The sequence below is a fragment of the Planctomonas deserti genome (assembly GCF_003067705.1).
GTDB classification, from domain to species: domain Bacteria; phylum Actinomycetota; class Actinomycetes; order Actinomycetales; family Microbacteriaceae; genus Planctomonas; species Planctomonas deserti.
In genome coordinates, this window is record NZ_QANL01000001.1 from 1331059 (window position 1) to 1351709 (window position 20651).

At 71.8% G+C, this 20651-nt stretch carries 17 protein-coding genes, 1 tRNA gene and 1 other RNA gene; 14 read left to right on the forward strand and 5 right to left on the reverse strand.

Annotated features, from left to right (window positions below; translation table 11 throughout):
* Positions 1 to 211 precede the first annotated feature (211 nt).
* From DAI20_RS06090 to DAI20_RS06100, 3 genes are all read right to left on the reverse strand, one after another.
* A tRNA-Ser gene (locus DAI20_RS06090) sits at positions 212 to 296 on the reverse strand.
* A 255-nt stretch (positions 297 to 551) separates the two neighbouring features.
* Complete coding sequence (locus DAI20_RS06095; RefSeq protein ID WP_108249585.1) at positions 552 to 1232, reverse strand: SDR family oxidoreductase; 681 nt, start codon at positions 1230 to 1232, stop codon at positions 552 to 554.
* Between the two features lie 260 nt (positions 1233 to 1492).
* Positions 1493 to 4249 carry a LuxR family transcriptional regulator gene (locus DAI20_RS06100; RefSeq protein WP_159084933.1) on the reverse strand — a complete coding sequence of 919 codons (2757 nt, stop codon included), beginning with the start codon at positions 4247 to 4249 and terminating at the stop codon, positions 1493 to 1495.
* A 242-nt stretch (positions 4250 to 4491) separates the two neighbouring features.
* On the opposite strand from DAI20_RS06100, the gene ffs reads away from it, so the two are divergent.
* From ffs to DAI20_RS18430, 11 genes are all read left to right on the forward strand, one after another.
* Positions 4492 to 4588, forward strand: an RNA gene (gene ffs / locus DAI20_RS06105) — signal recognition particle sRNA small type.
* 38 nt (positions 4589 to 4626) lie between these two features.
* Entirely contained in the window at positions 4627 to 6819 is a 2193-nt protein-coding gene (gene pta / locus DAI20_RS06110) for a phosphate acetyltransferase (protein ID WP_108249587.1), read from the forward strand.
* Positions 6816 to 8024 carry an acetate/propionate family kinase gene (locus DAI20_RS06115; RefSeq protein WP_108249588.1) on the forward strand — a complete coding sequence of 403 codons (1209 nt, stop codon included), beginning with the start codon at positions 6816 to 6818 and terminating at the stop codon, positions 8022 to 8024. The genes pta and DAI20_RS06115 overlap by 4 nt, the downstream gene beginning before the upstream one ends.
* Before the next feature lie 716 nt (positions 8025 to 8740).
* Positions 8741 to 11146 carry a DNA polymerase III subunit gamma and tau gene (locus tag DAI20_RS06120; RefSeq protein WP_108249589.1) on the forward strand — a complete coding sequence of 802 codons (2406 nt, stop codon included), beginning with the start codon at positions 8741 to 8743 and terminating at the stop codon, positions 11144 to 11146.
* 6 nt (positions 11147 to 11152) lie between these two features.
* Positions 11153 to 11752, forward strand: coding sequence for a recombination mediator RecR (gene recR, locus DAI20_RS06125; RefSeq protein WP_108249590.1), 600 nt, complete (start codon positions 11153 to 11155; stop codon positions 11750 to 11752).
* 167 nt (positions 11753 to 11919) lie between these two features.
* The gene (locus DAI20_RS06130) at positions 11920 to 13185 is read left to right on the forward strand and encodes an aspartate kinase (RefSeq protein ID WP_108249591.1); all 1266 of its coding nucleotides are present in this window, start codon (positions 11920 to 11922) and stop codon (positions 13183 to 13185) included.
* 23 nt (positions 13186 to 13208) lie between these two features.
* Positions 13209 to 14288, forward strand: a complete 1080-nt coding sequence (locus DAI20_RS06135; protein ID WP_108249592.1) for an aspartate-semialdehyde dehydrogenase — start codon at positions 13209 to 13211, stop codon at positions 14286 to 14288.
* A 247-nt stretch (positions 14289 to 14535) separates the two neighbouring features.
* Complete coding sequence (locus DAI20_RS06145; RefSeq protein ID WP_159084934.1) at positions 14536 to 15996, forward strand: HNH endonuclease signature motif containing protein; 1461 nt, start codon at positions 14536 to 14538, stop codon at positions 15994 to 15996.
* Between the two features lie 195 nt (positions 15997 to 16191).
* On the forward strand, positions 16192 to 16329 hold the full coding sequence (locus tag DAI20_RS18420) for a hypothetical protein (RefSeq protein WP_159084935.1): 138 nt from the start codon (positions 16192 to 16194) through the stop codon (positions 16327 to 16329).
* A gap of 24 nt (positions 16330 to 16353) precedes the next feature.
* Complete coding sequence (locus DAI20_RS18425; protein WP_159084936.1) at positions 16354 to 16491, forward strand: hypothetical protein; 138 nt, start codon at positions 16354 to 16356, stop codon at positions 16489 to 16491.
* Between the two features lie 21 nt (positions 16492 to 16512).
* The gene (locus DAI20_RS18430; protein WP_159084937.1) at positions 16513 to 16653 is read left to right on the forward strand and encodes a hypothetical protein; all 141 of its coding nucleotides are present in this window, start codon (positions 16513 to 16515) and stop codon (positions 16651 to 16653) included.
* A gap of 230 nt (positions 16654 to 16883) precedes the next feature.
* On the opposite strand, the gene DAI20_RS06150 is transcribed toward DAI20_RS18430, so the two are convergent.
* Complete coding sequence (locus DAI20_RS06150) at positions 16884 to 18026, reverse strand: Gfo/Idh/MocA family protein (RefSeq protein ID WP_438501975.1); 1143 nt, start codon at positions 18024 to 18026, stop codon at positions 16884 to 16886.
* Positions 18011 to 18733, reverse strand: a complete 723-nt coding sequence (locus tag DAI20_RS06155) for a ThuA domain-containing protein (protein ID WP_108249595.1) — start codon at positions 18731 to 18733, stop codon at positions 18011 to 18013. The genes DAI20_RS06150 and DAI20_RS06155 overlap by 16 nt, the downstream gene beginning before the upstream one ends.
* 387 nt (positions 18734 to 19120) lie before the next feature.
* Between DAI20_RS06155 and DAI20_RS06160 the strand changes: the two genes are divergently transcribed.
* Genes DAI20_RS06160 through DAI20_RS06170 form a run of 3 tightly spaced genes read left to right on the forward strand, consistent with a single transcriptional unit; the run spans position 19121 to position 20603 of the window.
* Positions 19121 to 19585, forward strand: coding sequence for a DUF1801 domain-containing protein (locus DAI20_RS06160; RefSeq protein ID WP_108249596.1), 465 nt, complete (start codon positions 19121 to 19123; stop codon positions 19583 to 19585).
* The gene (locus tag DAI20_RS06165; RefSeq protein ID WP_108249597.1) at positions 19582 to 20121 is read left to right on the forward strand and encodes a VanZ family protein; all 540 of its coding nucleotides are present in this window, start codon (positions 19582 to 19584) and stop codon (positions 20119 to 20121) included. The genes DAI20_RS06160 and DAI20_RS06165 overlap by 4 nt, the downstream gene beginning before the upstream one ends.
* The gene (locus DAI20_RS06170) at positions 20118 to 20603 is read left to right on the forward strand and encodes a toxin-antitoxin system YwqK family antitoxin (RefSeq protein WP_205781350.1); all 486 of its coding nucleotides are present in this window, start codon (positions 20118 to 20120) and stop codon (positions 20601 to 20603) included. The genes DAI20_RS06165 and DAI20_RS06170 overlap by 4 nt, the downstream gene beginning before the upstream one ends.
* Positions 20604 to 20651 lie beyond the last annotated feature (48 nt).

Genomic DNA, 20651 nt, shown 5'->3' on the forward strand with positions numbered 1-20651 from the left:
ACAGTCGAGTTTCAGTGTAGGCAGAACCACCGACGATGCAGACGCCCCCTTTCGGGCGGCGCGTGATTGGTCCGCCTGCGCCCGTGTGTATCGGTGGGATCGCGGGCTGTGAAGGCGGGCGACGGTCCCGGTTCATCCAGCCCTGGTCGGCATGGGCGAGGCCGGAACGACGAAAGCGCCCACCCTGTCGGGCGAGCGCTTCGGTCTGCGGCGGAGGATGGGGGATTCGAACCCCCGAGGGCTTTCACCCAACACGCTTTCCAAGCGTGCGCCATAGGCCACTAGGCGAATCCTCCTGGCGGTCGCCCACGGCTAGCGGAGGCAACGACCACTGAGCATACTACCCGCCGCCTCGCGGGCCGAATCGACCAGGGCCCCGGCCACAGCGCACCCCGGGCAGTGCCGCCCCCGCCGTCCTGCCCCTGCCGTCTTGCCCCTGCCCAGGCAGAAGGATCCTGCGCAGCTTGAAGCTGGGCACGATCCTCCTGCCTGGGCAGGGGCGAGCGGGACCGGGTGAGGCGGCAGCGGGATGCGCCCGGGCCGGGGAGGGGTCAGTAGCGCAGGGTGGCGAGCGCGTCGGCGACGGTGTCCTCGCCGCTGATCGCCTCGAACTGCTGGCGCACGCCGACCCCGTCGATCAGCGCGGTGGCGATGATCGACGCGACGTCCTCGCGCGGGATGCTGCCGCGGCCCGTCGAGGTCGCGAGGCGCACGAGCCCGGTGCCGGGGTCGTCGGTCAGGCCGCCCGGGCGCACGATGGTCCAGTCGAGGTCGCGCTCGCGCACCGCGGCGTCTGCCTCGCTCTTCGCCCGCAGGTACACCTGGAACGTCTCCTCCTCGGACGCGTCCGCTCCGGCGGCCGCCTTCTCGGCGTCGAAGTCATCCGTGGCGAGGGCCGACACGAGCACGTAGCGCCGCACGCCCGCCTGCGCCGCCGCGTCGGCCAGGAGTATCGCCCCGTCCCGGTCGATGGTCACCTTGCGGGCGGCCCCGCTGTTGGGCCCGGCGCCCGCGGCGAACACCACGGCGTCCGCTCCGGCGAGCGCGTCCGCGACCGTTGCGACGTCGGACCGCTCGAGGTCGAGCACGAGGGCCCGGGCGCCGAGCGCCTCGAGGTCCGCCGCGTGATCGGGGTTCCGCACGATGCCGACGGGCTCGTGTCCCTGTTCGACCAGCTTCCGCTCGAGAAGCTGAGCGATCTTTCCGTGTCCTCCGGCAATGACAATACGCATGCGCCCCAGGCTACGCCGCCGTCCTGCGCGGGCCCCGGGCCAGGGTGCGGGCGTCCCTCCGACGCGCTGAGGGACCGCGTGGTCGCCTACGAAAACCGGAGTGCGTCCCTTCGACGGGCTCAGGGAACGTGTTGTCGCGTGTGGAGACCGGGGTGCGTCCCTTCGACGGGCTCAGGGACCGTGTGTGGGTGACGTCCGAGGACTGGGGGCGTTTCTTCGAGGGGCTCAGGGGCCGTGAGCGGATCGGGGACAGCCTTTGCCTACTCCGAGACCTCGAAGATGGCCGCGAGGTCGCGCCTGGAAGCGGCCCCGAGCTTCGCCCGGGCCTGGTACAGGTGGGACTCCACGGTGCGCACGGACAGGAACAGCGTCGACGCGATCTGCCGGTTGCTGAGCCCCTTCGCCGCGAGGTGGGCGATCTCGCTCTCGCGGTGGGTCAGCGTCGCGATGCGGCTCTCGGCGCGGCGTCCCTCGAGCAGCTGCCCCTGAGCGGCGGCCTCGTACTCCGAGCAGGCGCTCCTGCTCGCGAGCGCCGCCATGCGCATGCCCTTCTCGATGTGCATCTCCGTCGCCGTGCGCGCCGCCTCCGCGGCGTGCACGAACATCTGCAGCCCCGCGAAGGAGTTGGCGACCTCGTCCAGTGCCGCGCCGTCGCGCTCTGCAACCGCGGCGACGTGCCGCGCCATCACCCGCAGGAGCTCGCTGTCCGTCGCGGCGGCCGCCGCGGCGATCCCCTCGCGCACGTCCTCGGCCGGGGCACCGTTCCAGAACGCGTCGTAGAGGGCCCGCGAGCGGATGACCGGCGACCCGGCACCCTGCGCCTCCGCGATGCGCAGCGCCATGTCGCTCGCGCCGGAGGCGTCACCCGTGGCCGCGCGGATGTGCATCTCCGCCCGGTCCGAGAGGTAGCGCAGCCACGGCGCGGCGGCCACGGCGGCGCCGTTCGCCTCCGTCAGCAGCCCCGCGGCGGCCGGTCCGTCGCCCAGCTCCGCGAGCACGCGCGCGTGCTCGGCACGCGTCCAGCCGCGCCACACCGACACGTCGTTCGCGGGGAAGCGCGCCTCGACCCCGCGCAGCTCACCCTCGGCGGCCGGCAGGTTGCCGCGCAGGTCCTCGACGTTGGCGGCGATGAGGCCGAGGTAGACGAGGAACGCGAGCTCGTGGTCCTCGAGCGCCTCCCGCATCCACTCGCGCAGCTCGTCGCTCAGGGTGCGGATGTCGTCGCTCACGGTGACGGCGATGAAGGCCTCGGTGAGCGAGGTGTACACCGCCATGCCGCGGTTCTCCCGCCCGCTCGTGCGCGTGCTGCGGTTGAGCGTGCGGGCGAGTCCGAGCAGCCCCTGAGCCCGGCTGAAGTTGCCGAGGAACGCGTGGCCGACGGCGCCGATGCCCGCGGCCCGGATGCGGGTGGAGAGGTGCACGCTCTCGTCGCGGGCGATCCGCTCGCCGTTCACCGCGCCGCCCGCCCAGTCCATCCGGGGGATGGTGTGCGAGAGCGTGGTCATCTCGACCTCGGCGGCGAACGCGGGGTCCTGCGGATGCCAGGCGGCCGCGCGCTCGGCCAAGCTCTGCGCCGCGGCGAAGTCCGCCGTGATCCAGGTCGTGAGGAAGGTCCACCAGCGCAGGAGCATGTTCGACTCGCGCCCGTCCGCGCGGAGGCCCTCGATGCGCTCCAGCGCCGCGACGGCCTCCCGCACGCGCCCCTGCAGGGCGAGCGCGATGGAGAGCTGCACGGCGGCAGGCACGGACGGCTCCAGCCCCAGCGCGGCGCGGGCGAGCGAGACGCCGAGCGAGAAGAGCCCGCAGGAGTTGGCCTTGGCGGCGGCGGGCAGCAGCACGGCGAGCACCGCGTCCGCGCCGTGCGTCGCCACGACCTCCTCGATGCCCGCGTCGTCGAGCCAGTGGGAGGCGAGGAAGAGCGACTCGCACGCGGAGAGCCGTTCGCCGGCGACGACGTCGCGGATCATGTGCAGGGCGATCGCGCGCGACATCTCCTGCAGGCGCACCGGGTCGGCCAGCGTGCCCGCCGCGTCGGCGCGGAGCGGATCGGCGCGAAGCAGGCCGTCCCGGCCGGGGCCGCGGGTCACGAGCTCCTGGTTGAAGAGCACCTGGAGGTCCGCGGCGCCGAGCAGCTGCATCGCGCGCCGGTGCGAGACCCGATCGATGCGGCCGAGCAGGGCGAGGCCGTGCAGCTGCTCGTTGCTCAGGGAGTCGAGGTGCTGGGAGATCAGGTCGAGGATGCGGGTCGAGGGGCCGGTGCCGCTGCGGATGAATGGGTCCGTCGTCTCCGGCGTGCCGCTGCCGTGCTGCGCGTCGACGGTGAGCTCGCGCACGAGGAGAGGGATGCCCGCGCTCCGCAGCTGGATCGACGTCACGGTGGCGAGGTCGAGCCTGCGCTGCTCCGTGAGCTCGAGGATGAGCTCGGTCACGTGCTCGTCGCTCAGCGGGGCGAGGTCGATGCGGTCGGCGTGCCCCTCGATCCACAGGCTGTTCGCGAGGGTCATGGCCTCGGTGATGCCCTCCGAGCGGGAGCCCCGCGGGTGCGGGGACAGGGTGGCGAGCAGGGCGACCCGTCTCGCGTACACCAGTCGGGCGATCCAGTCGGCCGACTCCCCGTCGAGCAGCTGGATGTCGTCGACGATGATCACGGGCGGGCGCTCCGTCGTGCCCCGGCCGCGGTTCAGCGCCTTGGTGGCCTCGACGATCACGGCCTGCTCCGCGAGGGAGGTGTGCCCGAGGCCGAGGGCCGCCTTGAGCGCATGCAGCGGATGGCCGGCGCCGCCGGTCGTGCCGCGCACGCGCAGGGCCTGCACGCCCGAGGCGCGGAGGGTCCGGTCCACGGCGTCGGCCAGGAAGGTCTTGCCCATGCCGTGCCCGCCGGAGAGCAGCACGCTCGACCCGGCCAGGAGCGCGTCGACGATGCTGTGCAGCTCAGCGTTACGGCCGACGACCCGGCCCCGGGGCTTCTTCGCCTCCGGCGCCCGAACCTCGCGGCTGTCGGTCCCCGTCATCACCATGGTCGCCCCTCGCTCCCGCGCCGCCGTCGCGCACCGAGCGACGGACTCATCGGGTCGAGAGAACGCCACGAACGATCGGGTAACCATCGTGCTGTTGACCGCGCCGCCCCAACGGTCCGATGTGAGACAAGAGTATTGCTGCGCGGGCCCTCTCAGTACCCCCTTGACACGTCTTCAGTAGTCCACTTACCCGCTGAATCAGGGGCGGCTGGGGAAGCCCTGCCGCGTCCGGTAGAATGGTCGATGGCTCCCCGCGTGGCGCCATCCAGGCCAATTCCCCCAGGACGGAAACGTAGCAAGGGTAACCGGGCTCTGGCGGGTGCGCGGGGAGTCTTTTCTTTCCCCCCGGCCCCAGCCTCGGTCCGTAGGGTGGGGACATGGCCAGGAGCATCTTCATCACCTCGGCGGAGGGTCGATCAGGCAAGTCGACCGTCGCCCTCGGCGTGCTCGACACGCTCGCCCACTCGGTGCAGCGGGTGGGGGTGTTCCGGCCCATCGCGCGCTCCAGCGCGGAGCGCGACTACGTGCTCGAGCTGCTGCTCGCCCACGACGGCGTCGATCTGGAGTACGACGAGTGCGTCGGCGTGACCTACGAGGACGTGCACGCCGACCCGGATGCCGCGCTGTCGCGCATCGTGGAGCGGTACAAGGCAGTCGAGAGCAAGTGCGACACCGTCGTCATCGTCGGCTCCGACTACACCGACGTCGGCAGCCCGACGGAGCTGAGCTTCAACGCGAGGATCGCCGCCAACCTCGGCGCGCCCGTGCTGCTCGTGCTCACCGGACGCCGCCCGGACGAGACCGGTGGCCGGAGCGCCGACGAGATGCGGCAGATCACCGAGCTCAGCGTGCCCGAGCTCGCAGCCGCTCACGCCACGACCCTCGCCATCGTCGCCAACCGCTGCGACCCGGACCGGCTCGAGGAGATCGCCTCCGCGGTCGCCGCGGCAGCGGCGGGCAGCGGTGCGAGCGGCGCCGACCTCCCCGTCTGGACGCTCCCCGAGGACCCGTTCCTCGTGGCGCCCACCGTCGAGGAGATCCGGGCGGCCGTGGACGGCGAGCTGTTCGCGGGCGACCCGGAGCTCCTGTCGCGCGAGGTGCTCGGCGTCGTCGTCTCCGCCATGTCGATGGAGAACGTGCTCGTGCGGCTCACCGAGGGTGCCATCGTCGTCGTGCCCGGGGACCGCAGCGAGGTGCTGCTGGCCGTGCTCATGGCCCACGCATCCGACACCCTTCCGTCGCTGTCCGGCATCGTGCTGAACGGCGGCTTCGACCTCGCCCCGCCCATCGAGCGGCTCATGGCCGGCCTCGATCAGACGCTGCCGCTCATCCGCACGCAGCACGGCACCTACCAGACGGCGCTGCGCATCACCCAGGCCCGCGGGCGGCTCTCGGCCACCTCCCGACGCAAGATCGACACGGCGCTCAGCCTGTTCGAGCACGGCGTCGACACCGACGTGCTGCTCGGGCTCCTCGACGTGAGCCGGTCGGACGCGGTGACGCCGCTCATGTTCGAGTACGGGCTGATCGAGCGGGCGCGCGCCGGCCGCAGGCACATCGTGCTGCCGGAGGGCGAGGACGACCGCATCCTCCGCGCCGCGGGCACGATCCTGCGCCGCGGCATCGCCGACCTCACCATCTTGGGCGAGGAGGCCGACGTGCGGTCCCGCGCCGCCGGCCTCGGCATCGACATCCAGGCCGCGCGCGTGCTCAGCCCCTTCGACCCCGAGCTCCGCGAGCGGTTCGCCGAGGAGTACACGCGGCTGAGGGCGCACAAGGGGATGGTGCTCGACATCGCGCGGGAGACCGTGACCGACGTCTCCTACTTCGGCACGCTCATGGTGCACCTCGGCCTCGCCGACGGCATGGTCTCGGGTGCGACGCACACGACGGCGCACACCATCCGGCCCGGCTTCGAGATCATCAAGACGCGCAAGGGCGTGTCGGTCGTCTCGTCCGTGTTCCTGATGGCGCTCGCAGACCGGGTCCTTGTCTACGGCGACTGCGCCGTGAACCCGGACCCGACGGCGGAGCAGCTCGCCGACATCGCCGTCTCCTCCTCTGAGACCGCCGCCCAGTTCGGCATCGATCCGCGGGTCGCGATGCTGTCCTACTCCACGGGGGAGTCCGGGGCCGGGGCCGACGTGGACAAGGTCCGGGCGGCGACGGCGCTCGTGCGCAGCCTGCGGCCGGAGCTTCCTGTGGAGGGTCCGATTCAGTACGACGCGGCGGCGGATGCGGCGGTGGCCGCGGCCAAGCTCCCGCAGTCGCAGGTGGCGGGCCGCGCGACGGTGTTCATCTTCCCCGACCTCAACACGGGCAACAACACCTACAAGGCGGTCCAGCGCAGCGCGGGCGCCGTCGCGATCGGCCCGGTGCTCCAGGGCCTCAACAAGCCGATCAACGATCTCTCCCGCGGGGCGCTCGTCGAGGACATCGTGAACACGGTGGCGATCACGGCGATCCAGGCCCAGCAGGCCGCGGCGGACGCGGCAGCGGCCGGAGCGGCCGGAGTGGCCGGCGGAGCCTCCGCCGGGACCGTCGGCGCGACCGCGGGGAGCGCGTCGTGAGCGTCGTCCTCGTCATCAACTCGGGGTCCTCGTCGTTCAAGTACCAGCTGATCGCGCTCGAGGACGCCGGGTCAACCGACCACGAGGTGCTCGCGTCGGGCCTCGTCGAGCGCATCGGCGAGGCATCCGGCGCGGCGAGGCACACGACCGCCGCAGGCACCCATTCGGTCGAACGGCCCATCGAGGACCACACCGCGGGCTTCCAGCTCATGCTGACCGCATTCGAGCAGTACGGGCCGGACCTGGCGGAGGCCGACATCGCCGCCGTCGGTCACCGGGTCGTCCACGGCGGGAAGCGGTTCTTCGGGCCGACCGTCGTCACGCAGAAGGTGGAGGACGACATCGACGACCTCGGCGCCCTCGCGCCCCTGCACAACCCCGCCAACCTCGAGGGCATCCGCGCGGCAAGGACGGCGTTCCCCGACGTCCCGCACGTCGCGGTGTTCGACACGGCCTTCCACCAGACCCTCGCGCCCGAGGCCTACACGTACGCCATCGACGCGGAGCTGGCCGAGCGTTACCGGGTGCGCCGCTACGGGTTCCACGGCACCTCGCACAAATTCGTGTCCGAGGCGGCGGCCCGGTTCCTGGGGCGCCCGCTGGAGGAGCTGCGCATCATCGTGCTGCACCTCGGCAACGGCGCGTCCGCGTGCGCCGTCCGCGGGGGCGTCTCGGTGGAGACCTCCATGGGCATGACGCCGCTCGAGGGACTCGTGATGGGCAGCCGGTCCGGCGACATGGACCCTGCCGTGCTGTTCCACCTGCACCGCCAGGCGGGGCTCGGCGTCGAGCAGCTGGACGACCTGCTGAACCGGCGGAGCGGCCTGCTCGGGCTCACCGGCACCGGCGACATGCGCGACGTGCAGAAGGCGGCGGCCGAGGGCGACGAGACGGCCGCCTCGGCGCTCGCCGTGTACAGCCACCGCCTGCGCCACTACATCGGCGCCTACTTCGCCCACCTCGGCGGAATGGACGCGATCGTCTTCACCGCCGGCGTCGGGGAGAACAACGCGAACGTGCGGGCCGAGACGCTGCGCCCGCTCGCGCACCTCGGCGTCGAGCTTGACGAGGAGCGGAACGCGTCGCCGTCCCGTGAGGCCCGCCGAATCTCGACCGAGGGATCGGCCGTCGACGCGCTCGTGATCCCCACCAACGAGGAGTTGGAGATCGCGCGCCAGGCGCTGGGGGCCTCGACCGCGGGCTGAGGACGCGCCGCGGCGTCCAGGCCGAAGACCCGGTGGACGACACAGGCCCCGGTCGGACCTTCGCGGGTCCGGCCGGGGCCGTGTTCGGGTGAGCGGGTGTTCCTTCGGGGGAACGTCAGGCTTCGGGGCCTCCCGCCGGTGTTTCGGGTGTTACTCGACATCTCGCCGAGCACCGATCATTCGTAGCCCCACCGGATTCGGATTGCCGTCGGGGCTGTTTTCTTGTGGGTGCTGCTTCGTGCCTGTCGTGCCGTGGTGCTGTGCCGGGTTGCTGGGTAAGCGGTTCGGGGTGGGGGTGGTGCGGATGGAGCCGTGGAGCAAGGGAAGCGGTGGAGCGGCGGTGCTGTGCCGGGTTGCTGGGTAAGCGGTTCGGGGTGGGGGTGGTGCGGATGGAGCCGTGGAGCAAGGGAAGCGGTGGAGCGGCGGTGCTGTGGTGCCGGTGGTGCTGAGGTGCTGTGCCAGGTGCTGCAGGGTGGGTGGTGCGGTCGTGCGGTGCCAGGTGTTGCAGTGTGTGTCCGCGGAAGAGGCGCGAGCCGCCCCGGCGGGGGGAGGAGGGGAGGAAAGCGCCTCGATCCCGCGGACAAGACCCATTCTGCAGGGGGGACAGACAGACCTGTCAGTCCCCCTTCGGGGGATACCGTGTCGCGGGGGTCGCCGAGCTCCTCGACCTGTGCGCACCCGGAGGAAGCGTCGGTGGTCCCGACTATCCTGAGCACGTGGTTACCGCCCTCTATCGCCGCTACCGGCCCGAGAACTTCGCCGAGCTCATCGGCCAGAATCAGGTGACCGATCCGCTGATGTCGGCCCTGCGCTCCAACCGGGTCGGCCACGCCTACCTCTTCAGCGGTCCGCGTGGCTGCGGCAAGACGACGTCGGCCCGCATCCTGGCGCGCTGCCTGAACTGCGCCGAGGGCCCGACCGACACGCCCTGCGGCGTCTGCCCCAGCTGCGTGGAGCTCGGCCGCGACGGCGGCGGGTCGCTCGACGTTGTCGAGATCGACGCGGCGAGCCACAACGGTGTCGACGACGCCCGCGACCTGCGCGAGCGCGCGATCTTCGCGCCCGCCCGCGACCGGTACAAGATCTTCATCCTCGACGAGGCGCACATGGTCACGCCGCAGGGCTTCAACGCCCTGCTGAAGATCGTGGAGGAGCCGCCGGAGCACGTGAAGTTCATCTTCGCGACGACCGAGCCCGAAAAGGTCATCGGCACCATCCGGTCGCGCACGCACCACTATCCCTTCCGTCTCGTGCCGCCCGCCCAGATGCTCGACTACGTCCAGCAGCTCTGCGAGAGCGAGTCGGTCGAGGTCGCGCCGGGAGTTCTGCCGCTCGTCGTGCGGGCGGGTGGGGGATCGGTGCGCGACACCCTCTCCCTGCTCGACCAGCTCATCAACGGTTCGGACGGCCCCACCGTCGAGTACGAGCGCGCCGTCGCCCTGCTCGGCTACACCCACGGAGCCCTGCTCGACGAGGTCATCGACTCGCTCTCCGCGCGGGACGCGGGCGGGGCGTTCGCCGCCGTGGACCGCGTCATCCAGACCGGCCAGGACCCGCGGCGCTTCGTCGAGGACCTGCTCGAGCGGCTGCGCGACCTCATCATCGTCGCCGCGACGTCGGCGGAGGGCGCCGCTGCCGTGCTGCGCGGCGTTCCGCAGGACGAGCTCGACGCCATGCAGGTGCAGGCGTCGAAGTTCGGCCCGACCGAGTTGTCGCGCGCCGCGGACGTGGCGAACGCCGCGCTCACCGAGATGACCGGCGCGACGTCGCCCCGCCTGCACCTCGAGCTGCTCATCGCCCGCATCATGGTGCCGGCGAGCGACGACACCCACCGGGGCGCGCTTGCGCGCGTCGAGCGGCTGGAGCGGCGCGTCGGCGTCGCGGGACCGGATGCCTCCGCCCCGCAGCCCGCCGCCGTGCCCGAACCCGCGACCCCGCGACCGGTCGAGCCGGCGCCCAGCCGCCCCGTGGAGCCCGCCCCGCCGAGCCCCGTCGAGTCCGCAGCCCCGCGACCGGCAGAGCCGGAGCCCGTGCGTGAGCCGTCGCCGGCCCCCAAGCCGACCCCCGTTCCGGAGCCCGCGCGTGTCCCGGAGTCCGCTCCCGCGCCGGAGCCTGCGCCTGTCCCGGAGTCCTCGTCCGGTCCCGCCGCCGCCGTTGCGCCCGTCACGCTGCAGCAGCTGAAGGACTCGTGGCCGCAGGTCGTCGAGGTCGTGCAGAAGGCCAAGCGCCGGGCGTGGATGGTCGCCGTCACGGCGACCCCGCGCGCGCTGACCGAGGACTACGTCCTCACCCTGACCTTCCCCAGCCAGAACGACGCCGACAGCTTCAAGCAGCGCTCCGCGCCGGGCGACGGCGTGAGCGACTACCTGCGGAACGCGATCCAGGAGGTGCTGGGCATCCGGGTGAAGTTCATCGCCCGTGTCGACGGCCCGCCGCCCGCCGCGTCCGCGCCGTCCGGCGGAGCGACCGGCGGCGCAGCGACCGGCGGCAAGACCGGTGGGACCGGGGCCGGCGCCGCCGCGGCGCCGCAGCGCTCCGGATCCCGGCGCCCGGCGTCCGGTTCGGGTGCCACGGCACCTGCCGCCGCGGCATCCGCCGGCGCCCCCTCGCCCGCGTCCGGATCCTCCTCTCCCGCCTCCTCGGCCCCCGCTTCCAGCGGCGGCTGGGCGACCGTCGCCATCCCCGGCTCGGGCGGTGCGGCGGACTCCGCAGCGCCGGCCGACCGCTCCGCCACCCCGCCCGTCCGCGGCGTCGCGGCGGCCATCGCCGACGCCGCACCCGACGGGCCGCCTCCCTACGAGGGGCTGCCCTCCGACCTGGACGCGCCCGAGCCGGACGAGCCCGAGCCCGACTGGGTGCGCGAGCCCGAGCCGGACACGTTCCCTCCGACCGCGGCGTCGACGGCGGCGCCGAGCGCGGCCCCGTCCGCCCGCACGCCCTCGAACCCGTCTGCCGGCGGTGCCGGTGGCGGTGGTGGGAATGGCGGGCGCGGGTCCGCGGGGGAGCGGCAGCGCTACGGCGAGGCCGTGGTCCGCGAGATCCTCGGCGCCAACTTCATCGAGGAGCGCCCGGTGACCCGTCCGAACCGGCCGAGCATCCGGCCCACGGGCGAAGGGGCGTAGTCCGCGATGTACGACGGAATCATCCAGGAACTGATCGACGAGCTGGGCCGCCTGCCCGGCATCGGGCCGAAGTCGGCGCAGCGCATCGCGTTCCACATCCTGCAGACCGAGTCGTTCGACGTCTCGCACCTCGCCGAGGTGCTCACGCAGGTGCGCGAGCGCGTGCGCTTCTGCGAGATCTGCGGCAATGTCTCCGAGCAGGACACGTGCTCGATCTGCCGCGATCCGCGCCGTGACCCGACGCTCATCTGCGTCGTGGAGGAGGCGAAGGACGTGGTCGCGATCGAGCGCACCCGCGAGTTCCGCGGCCTGTACCACGTGCTCGGCGGGGCGATCAGCCCCATCGACGGCATCGGCCCGGACGACCTGCGGATCCGCCAGCTCATGCAGCGGCTCGCCGACGGCACGGTGACCGAGGTCATCCTCGCCACCGACCCCAACCTGGAGGGCGAGGCGACGGCGACGTACCTCAGCCGCCTGCTGCACTCGCTCGACATCACCGTCTCGCGGCTGGCATCCGGCCTGCCCGTCGGCGGGGACCTGGAGTACGCGGACGAGGTCACGCTGGGCCGCGCGTTCGAGGGCCGGCGCACCGTCGGACGCTGACGCGTCCCGTCGTTCCTCGCCCAGACGGCCCGCAACGGGCTCGGTAGCGGCGTCGGCGCGGGCGTCCGCCGAGCCGAGCCGCAGTGCGGCGTCACACGGGCGACCGCACCGGGGGGCACCCCGTACAATCAGGAGTTCTGACCGGACCCCACCCTTGGAGATTCTTCGTGAGCTTGATCGTGCAGAAGTTCGGCGGATCGTCGGTTGCCGACGCCGAGAGCATCAAGCGCGTTGCGAAGCGGATCGTCGACGCCCGCAAGTCGGGCAACGACGTCGTCGTGGCCGTCTCCGCCATGGGCGACACCACGGATGAGCTGCTCGACCTCGCCCGAGAGGTGACGCTGCTGCCCGCCCCGCGCGAGCTCGACATGCTCCTCACGGCCGGCGAGCGCATCTCGATGGCGCTGCTCGCCATGGCCATCAAGAGCATGGGCTACGACGCCCGCTCGTTCACCGGCAGCCAGGCCGGCATGATCACCGACGCCCAGCACGGGGCGGCCCGCATCGTCGACGTCACGCCCGTGCGGCTGCAGTCCGCGCTCGACGAGGGCGCCATCGTCATCGTCGCCGGGTTCCAGGGCTTCAACCGCGTCACCGGCGACATCACGACCCTCGGTCGCGGCGGGTCCGACACCACCGCCGTCGCCCTCGCTGCGGCGCTCAACGCCGACGTGTGCGAGATCTACACCGACGTCGACGGCATCTTCACCGCCGACCCCCGCGTCGTGCCCAAAGCGCGCAAGATTGACCGCATCACGAGCGAGGAGATGCTTGAGCTCGCCGCCGGCGGGGCGAAGGTGCTGTACATCCGCGCGGTCGAGTACGCGCGCCGGCACGGAGTGACGCTGCACGTGCGATCCTCGTTCAACAACAACGAGGGCACGATCGTCTACAACCCGAAGAACGGAGAGCACGTGGAAGAGCCCATCATCGCCGGCGTCGCCGCAGACATGTCCGAGGCGAAGATCACGGTCGTCGGCGTCCCCGACATCCCGGGCAAGGCCGCCCAGATCTTCACGATCGTCGGCAAGACCAACGCCAACATCGACATGATCGTGCAGAACGTGTCCGCCGCGGCCACCGGCCTCACCGACATCTCGTTCACCCTGCCGAAGTCCGAGGCGGAGACCGTGCTCAACGCGCTCGCCGCCGACCGCGACGAGATCGGCTACGCGTCGCTGCAGCACGACGACCAGATCGGCAAGCTCGCGCTCGTCGGCGCCGGCATGCGCAGCAACGCGGGCGTCTCCGCGAAGCTCTTCACCGCCCTGTTCGAGGCCGGCATCAACATCGAGATGATCTCGACCAGCGAGATCCGCATCTCCGTTGTCACCCGGGCCGACAGCATCAATGACGCCGTGCGCGTCGTGCACTCCGCGTTCGGCCTCGACGGCGACAGCGAGGCCGTCGTCTACGCCGGCACCGGCCGCTGACCTCTCGTCCCCAAGGAGTACCCGTGTCCAGCACAACCACCACCCCCTCCCGCGCCCTCCGCGTCGGCGTCGTCGGCGCCACCGGTCAGGTCGGCGCCGTGATGCGCCGCCTGCTCGAGGAGCGCGACTTCCCGATCGCCGAGATCCGCTTCTTCGCGTCCGCGCGCTCCGCGGGCACGACCCTGCCGTTCCGCGGCGAGGACGTCGTGGTCGAGGATGCCGCCACCGCGGACCCGACCGGCCTCGACATCGCCCTCTTCTCGGCTGGTGCCACGACCTCGAAGGCGCAGGCCCCGCGCTTCGCCGCCGCGGGCGTGACCGTGATCGACAACTCCTCCGCCTGGCGGATGGACCCCGACGTGCCGCTCGTGGTCAGCGAGGTGAACCCGGGCGCCGTGAACGACGCGCGCAAGGGCATCATCGCGAACCCGAACTGCACCACGATGGCCGCGATGCCGGTGCTCAAGGTTCTGCACGACGAGGCGGGGCTGGAGCGGCTCGTCGTGAGCACGTACCAAGCCGTGTCCGGCAGCGGCCTCGCCGGTGCCGAGGAGCTCGCCTCGCAGGCGCGTGCCGCGGTCGGCCAGGAGGACGCGCTGCTCGGGCTCGTGCACGACGGATCCGCCGTCGAGTTCCCGGAGCCGGTCAAGTACGTGGCGCCCATCGCGTTCGACGTCATCCCGCTCGCCGGCTCCGTCGTCGACGACGGCTCGAACGAGACGGACGAGGAGAAGAAGCTGCGCAACGAGTCGCGCAAGATCCTCGACCTGCCGGAGCTTCGGGTCAGCGGCACCTGCGTGCGCGTGCCCGTCTTCACCGGGCACTCGCTGTCGATCAACGCCGAGTTCGCCCGGGAGCTCACGCCGGAGCGCGCGACCGAGCTTCTCGCGACTGCGCCGGGCGTGCAGCTCACCGAGGTGCCGACACCGCTGCAGGCCGCCGGCGCCGACCCGAGCCTCGTGGGCCGCATCCGCCGCGACGAGAGCGCACCCGAGGGCCGCGGCCTCGCGCTGTTCATCAGCAACGACAACCTCCGCAAGGGCGCCGCGCTCAACGCGGTCCAGATCGCGGAGCTCATCGCCGCGTCGGTCCCCGCCGCGTAGTAGTAGGGGAGAAGGGCGGCTGCCGCGTTACGCGGTGGCCGCCCTTTTTCGTGCCCGGCTGCCGTGCCGGTGCTGGTGCTGGTGCTGGTGCTGGTGCCGGTGCTGGTGCTGGTGCCGGTTGCCGTACGGGATGTGCACGGTCCCTGAGCCTGTCGAAGGGACGCACGCCTGTCGCATCTTGAGGTGATTATCCACAGGAGCGAAAGTTCCTCATCGAAGAAACCTTCGACGTGGTATAATGTGTGCTATGGGAACCCCGGCAGCGACGCTCCTCCGCACAGCAGATGCGGTCGCGCGCCTGGGCGGCTCGCCCGCCGCGTTTGCTCCGCTTCCTAAGCAGGATCTGTTGGACGCGCTGCACGCTATCGCGGACCTCAGACAGTGCTGCGACACCTTCTCGGCCTGGATTGCGGGCGAGCTGAACCGCCGCTCGATGCCTGACCTCGGCTCAGCAGGGTTGGCGCAGCAGGAGGGCTACCGGACTCCGCAGGCAATGGTCGAGGCCATCACCGGGACGACCAAGGGCGGCGCCGTCTCGATCGTCGAAGTAGGCAAGATGCTCGCCGAGACCGACGCCGTCGAGACCCTGCAGCGCGAGCACCCGGAACTCTCGGCACCGCCGACCCCGTGGCACGCGCCCATCGCACACGCGGTTACCGACGGGCGGATCTCCATCGCCCAAGCGGACGCCATTCGTGCCGGGCTCGGCCTCCCAACCGACGCAGTGCCCGCGGAGGCGCTGTCCGAGGCCGCGATCGAGTTGGTCACCGATGCCGCGACCCTCACGGCGGGCCAACTGCACCGCCGGGCGAGGCAACTACGCGACGACCTGGACGACACCGAAGTCGTCGACCGCGAAAGGGCTCAGCTGGAGCAGCAGCACCTGAAGGCCTGGAAGCGGCCCGACGGCATGGTGGAGGGCAAGTTCCTCTACGCACCCGAACCCGGCGCGTTCCTCCTGTCGGTACTCGACGAGCTCACCAACCCGCGCAGAGGTGGCCCCAGGTTTGTGAAGGAAGAGGACCGGGCGCGCATCGACGCGATCGCGAACGACCCGCGCCCGACCGACCGCCTTGCGGCCGACGGGTTCCTGGAGTTGCTGCGTATCGGTGCGGACGCCGACCCGGGCCAGGTGTACGGATCGAGGCGGCCAGCGGTCCGGGTGATCGTGACGAAGGAGTCGCTGCAGACCGGCGAGGGACACGGCTCCATCCAGGACACCGGCGAGGCCGTGAGCATCGCGACGATCCGGCGGGAGGTCTGCAGCACGGGAACGGTCGCGGTCGTCCTCGACGACGACGGCCAGTGCGTGAACGTCGGACGCGAGCAGCGGCTCTTCACCGCTCGCCAGCGCGTCGGCCTGGCGGTGCGGGATGGCGGCTGCATGTGGCCCGGCTGCGATAGGCCGCCGTCCTGGTGTGAGGCGCACCACATCAACCAGTGGAAGAGGGACCACGGCAATACCGACATCGCCGACGGCGTCCTGCTGTGCAAACACCACCACCTGCTGCTCCACAATCACGGCTGGGATATCACCAGAACCGGCGGGCACTACACGCTGATACCACCGAGGTCGGTCAGCCCGACTCGCGAGGGCCGGCACCTGGCAACGAAGAGCAGAGCGGTCCAGGACTGGAACGCGCGCCGACACCGCCTCCGCCGGAGTGACCCCGCCAGCATCCCCGAGTCGCCACCACCGGGAGGCTGATGGTGCAAGCGCCATCGAGGGCACGGGAGTCGGCTTGCGTCGCTTCGACAAGCTCAGCGACCGTGTTGCCCCGGTTCTCCGCCTCGCTAATTAGCCGTCCGGGTCCCGTCGCTGCTCGCGAAGCTCTCGGGAATGACCAGCGCAGACAAGCGGCACCACTTCGGTCCCTGAGCCTGTCGAAGGGACGGGGTCGGCTTGCGTCGCTTCGACAGGCTCAGCGACCGTGTACGGAACGACCACGACCTCGGCGGCCGCACCATCCGCATCCCGTCGCTGCTCGCGAAGTTCTCGGGAACGTCCAGCGCAGACAAGCGGCACCACTTCGGTCCCTGAGCCTGTCGAAGGGACGGGGTCGGCTTGCGTCGCTTCGACAGGCTCAGCGACCGTGTACGGAACGACCACGACCTCGGCGGCCGCACCATCCGCATCCCGTCGCTGCTCGCGAAGTTCTCGGGAACGACCAGCGCAGACAGGCGGCACCACTTCGGTCCCTGAGCCTGTCGAAGGGACAGGAGTTTGCTTGCGTCGCTTGACAAGCTCAGCGACCGTGTACGGAACGACCACGACCTCGGCGGCCGCACCATCCGCAATCGGTCGCTGCTCGCGAAGCTCTCGGGAACGACCAGCGCAGACAAGCGGCACCACTCCGGTCCCTGAGCCTGTCGAAGGGACGGAAGGGCACCCGCGTCGCTTCGACAAGCTCAGCGACCGTGTGCGTGACGACCACGCACCCCGGCGGCCGCACCGTCCGCATTCCGTCGCTGCTCGCGAAGCCCTCGGGAACGACCGACGCGCACGGGCCCCACGCAGCGCGGTCCCCGAGTCGTTCCGCCGCGCACCCGCGGGTGCGTGACGGACGGCTCAGGGACCGCGGTTGCCGCTTGGCGCTACCAGGTGTCGGGCCGGGCGCCCTCCGGGACGGCGTCCGGACGCTCGACGGTGCTCTCGATGTCGATGACGCGGTGCTCATGACCCGCGCGGAGCACGGCGTCCATGATCTCCAGCACGTGGAACGCGAGCGCGCCGGACGCGCGGTGCTCGCGACCGGTAGCGATCGCGTGGGCCATGTCCGCGAGGCCGTAGCCGCGAGCCGCGCCCTCGTAGCCGGCCGTCGGCGGCACCTCGCGCCACTCGCGGTCGTCGCGCGTGAGGATCTCGACCGGGTCGCCGAAGCGGTTCGGGTCGGGAACGGAGATGGTGCCGTCGGTGCCGTAGACCTCGATCAGCGGATGCCGCGAGCCCCACACCTCGAAGCTCACGGTGATCGAGGAGGCGATCCCGCTCGCGTGCTCGAGCAGGGCGGTCACGTGGGTGTCCACGTCGACGTCGAGCGCGGTGCCGGCCAGCGGGCCGCTGCCCACCGACCGGGCGCGGTTGGACCGGGTCGCGGACCCGGACACCCGCACGACCGGGCCGAGCAGCGTCACGAGGGCGCTCAGGTAGTACGGCGCCATGTCGAACAGCGGCCCGCCGCCGCGCTGGTAGTAGAACGCCGGCGCCGGGTGCCACAGCTCGTGCCCGGGGGAGGCCCAGAACGCGCTGGCGCCGACCGGCGTGCCGATGACGCCGTCATCCAACAGCCGCCTCGCCGTCTGCACGCCGGTGCCGAGAACGGTGTCCGGCGCGCTGCCGACGCGCAGGCCGCGCTCGTTAGCCAGGCGCAGCATGTCGACGGCCTCGTCCGGGGTGAGCGCCAGCGGCTTCTCGCCGAAGACGTGCTTGCCCGCCTGCAGCGCCTTGGTCGCGACCTCGACGTGGGCGGCGGGGATCGTCAGGTTCAGCACGACGTCGACGTCCGGGTGCGTGAGGAGCTCCTCGACCGGCACGGACACGACGCCGTGCTCGGCGGCCACCTCGGCGGCGCGCGCCTCGTTCAGGTCGGCCACCGCCACGAGCCGGAGGTTCGGCAGCTCGGGAAGCGTCGCCAGGTACTGCTCGCTGATCTTGCCGACGCCGACGATGCCGACACCCAGCGGGCGCTCCGACTCCGACACGGTGCCGCTCGTTGCCTCTTCTACCGAGCTGCCCACAGCAGCCCCCTCTCGATGATGGTGCGGACGGTCGGGTGCGTGACGATCTCGACGCGGTGGCCGGGGGTCGACACGAAGATGCGCCCCTTGCCCCACTGGCGCGTCCAGATGGCCGGCGACGTGATGGGCCGGGTCCACGGGTCCCACGGCCGGACGGCCTGGGTGGTGGTCGCGAGTACGTCGTTGTACTCGTCGTGCAGCACCCAGTACTGCTCCGTCACGAGCTCGAAGTCGTCGATGCCCTGCGTGATCGGGTGGTCCGCCGCCGCGGGCAGCATGTTCACGGTGTAGGGCACGTAGTTGTCCGACTGTTCGCCCGTGCGCTCGTCGGGGTGCTTGCCCGGGTGCGACGCGAACTGCCCGCCGACCATCTGCAGGTAGTCGGAGTTGTTCCGGTAGGAGTCGGCGATGCCGCCGTGCCAGCCGGCGAATCCCGTTCCGGCCTCCACCGCCGCGCGGAGTCCCTCGAACTCCTCCTTCTCGATGGTGCTCATCGTGTTGTTCTGCACGATGAGGTCGATCGTGGCCATCGTCTCCGCGTCGGCGTAGACGGCGGGCGACTCCTCGACGCGCACGTCGAAGCCGTTGTCCTCGAGGAACGGGAGAAACACCTCCGTCGTCTCCACGGGCTGGTGACCGTCCCATCCGCCGCGCACGATGAGGGCCCGGCGCTTTGGACTGCCGGAGGTCGGGGAATCGGAGGACATAGAGGCCTTTCGCAGGAGGGCGAAACGTTCCGGACCGGTTCGGCCGGACGGGGGTGCTTGGTCGAACCGGACCCGTCGTTCGCCGCGATAGGCGGGCGACGTCGTTGTCCGGCGCGCCCGGCGGATCCCGGGTGCCTTCTCACGCTAATTCGGCGGCCGATGCCCGGGCAAGTTGGATCGCCGGTATTCGAAACTTTTCCGGTGGGATTCCCGCCGCCGCGGGCGGGCCGATCGCGGCACCCGACGGCGCGTTTCGTTATTCATAGCGAAAGGATCGGGGGCACGGGGCGCCCGCGACCCAGCCGAGGGACGGGCCGGCCCGCGCCGTGCCCCGGCGCCGTCGCCGTGCCCTGTCGCGGCGTAGGCGGGCGGCGCTAGCCTTCCTGGATGAGCGATTCCGCCGTGCCCGAGGATGTGCGGGCCTATCTCGACGGACTTCCCGAGGAGCGCCGGGCGGTGATCGACCCCGCCTTCGAGACGGTGCGCGCCGCGATGCCGGAGGGCTACGAGTTGGCGATGGCCTGGGGCATGCCGACCTGGTCGGTGCCCCTCGCCACCTTCTCCGGCACCTACAACGGCAAGCCGCTCGCCTACGTCTCGCTGGCCGCGCAGAAGAACTACAACTCGCTCTACCTGATGGCGCTGTACAGCGACTCCGCGGAGGAGCAGGAGTTCGCCCGGCGCTGGCGGGAGTCCGGCCGCACCCTCGACATGGGGAAGAGCTGCCTCCGCTTCCGGCGCATCGAGGACGTCGACCTCGGCATCCTCGCCGACACGATCGCCGCGGTGCCGGTCGAGCGGTTCCTCGAGACGTACGAGCGGATCCGTCCCGCCACCGCGAAGCGACGATGACGCCGCAGCCGCCGGCCGCGGCACCCTTCGTTCCGCCCGGGGAGCGCGATCCGCTGTCGTCGTCGCCGAGTGCGCGTCAGCGGCGACCGCTCGCCCGTCACCTTCTCGCCGGGGCGACGGCGGCCTACCTCGGCTTCATCGGGTGGCTCACCCTCGGCCCCCAGCCCTACGATCCGTCGGCCGTCACCGTGCTCGATCGCGTGCTCGAACTCCTGCAGCGCTCCCCGGTCACCGCCTGGATATCGTTCGACGTCGTCGAGTTCAGCGCGAACGTCGCCCTGTTCGTGCCCCTCGCGGCCCTGCTCGTGCTGCTCCTCGGCCCGCGCCGCCGCTGGCTGGTGCTCGCGCTGTCCGTCGCCCTGACCTGCGCGATCGAGTTCGCCCAGGGAGCCTGGCTGCCGACGAGGGTGAGCGACCCACGAGACGTGCTGGCCAACTCCGCGGGCGCCGTGCTGGGCATCGCGCTCGCGCTGTCCACGCGACGGCTGCCGGCTCGCGGCGGACGGCCCCGCTCCACCCGCGGGTCGCGGTCGTGACCGGCCAGGACGCGGGGAATGCCCAGGACGCGCGGCAGGCCCAGGATGCGCGGGAAGCGGGGCATGTGGGGGAGGCGGGCATTCCCGCGCCGAACGCGGTCGACGCCGACGGCCGGCGCGCCGGCCTCTGGGAGGAGACCTACCGCGACGGGACCCTCGAGTCCCGGGGGTTTTACGACGCGGGCGTGAAGACGGGCGAGTGGCGGACCTACTTCCGGAACGGGCGGCTGCGCGCCGTCGGCGGCTACGACGCGGGCCTGATGCACGGGCCGTGGACGTGGTACCGCGAGTCGGGCGTGCTCCTGCAGACCGGCGGCTTCGAGCGCGGCGAGCAGCAGGGCACGTGGCGCAGGTTCACCGCGGAGGGCACGCCGTACGACGAGGGGCACTACGACCGAGGCGTCCGGTCCGGGGTGTGGACGACGTTCGCCCCGGACGGCTCGGTGGCCAAGACCCGCCGACACCGCGGCCCCGCCTCCTGACCGGCGCGACGCGTCCCCGCCCGCTGCCGCGTCAAGCCCGGAAGAGGC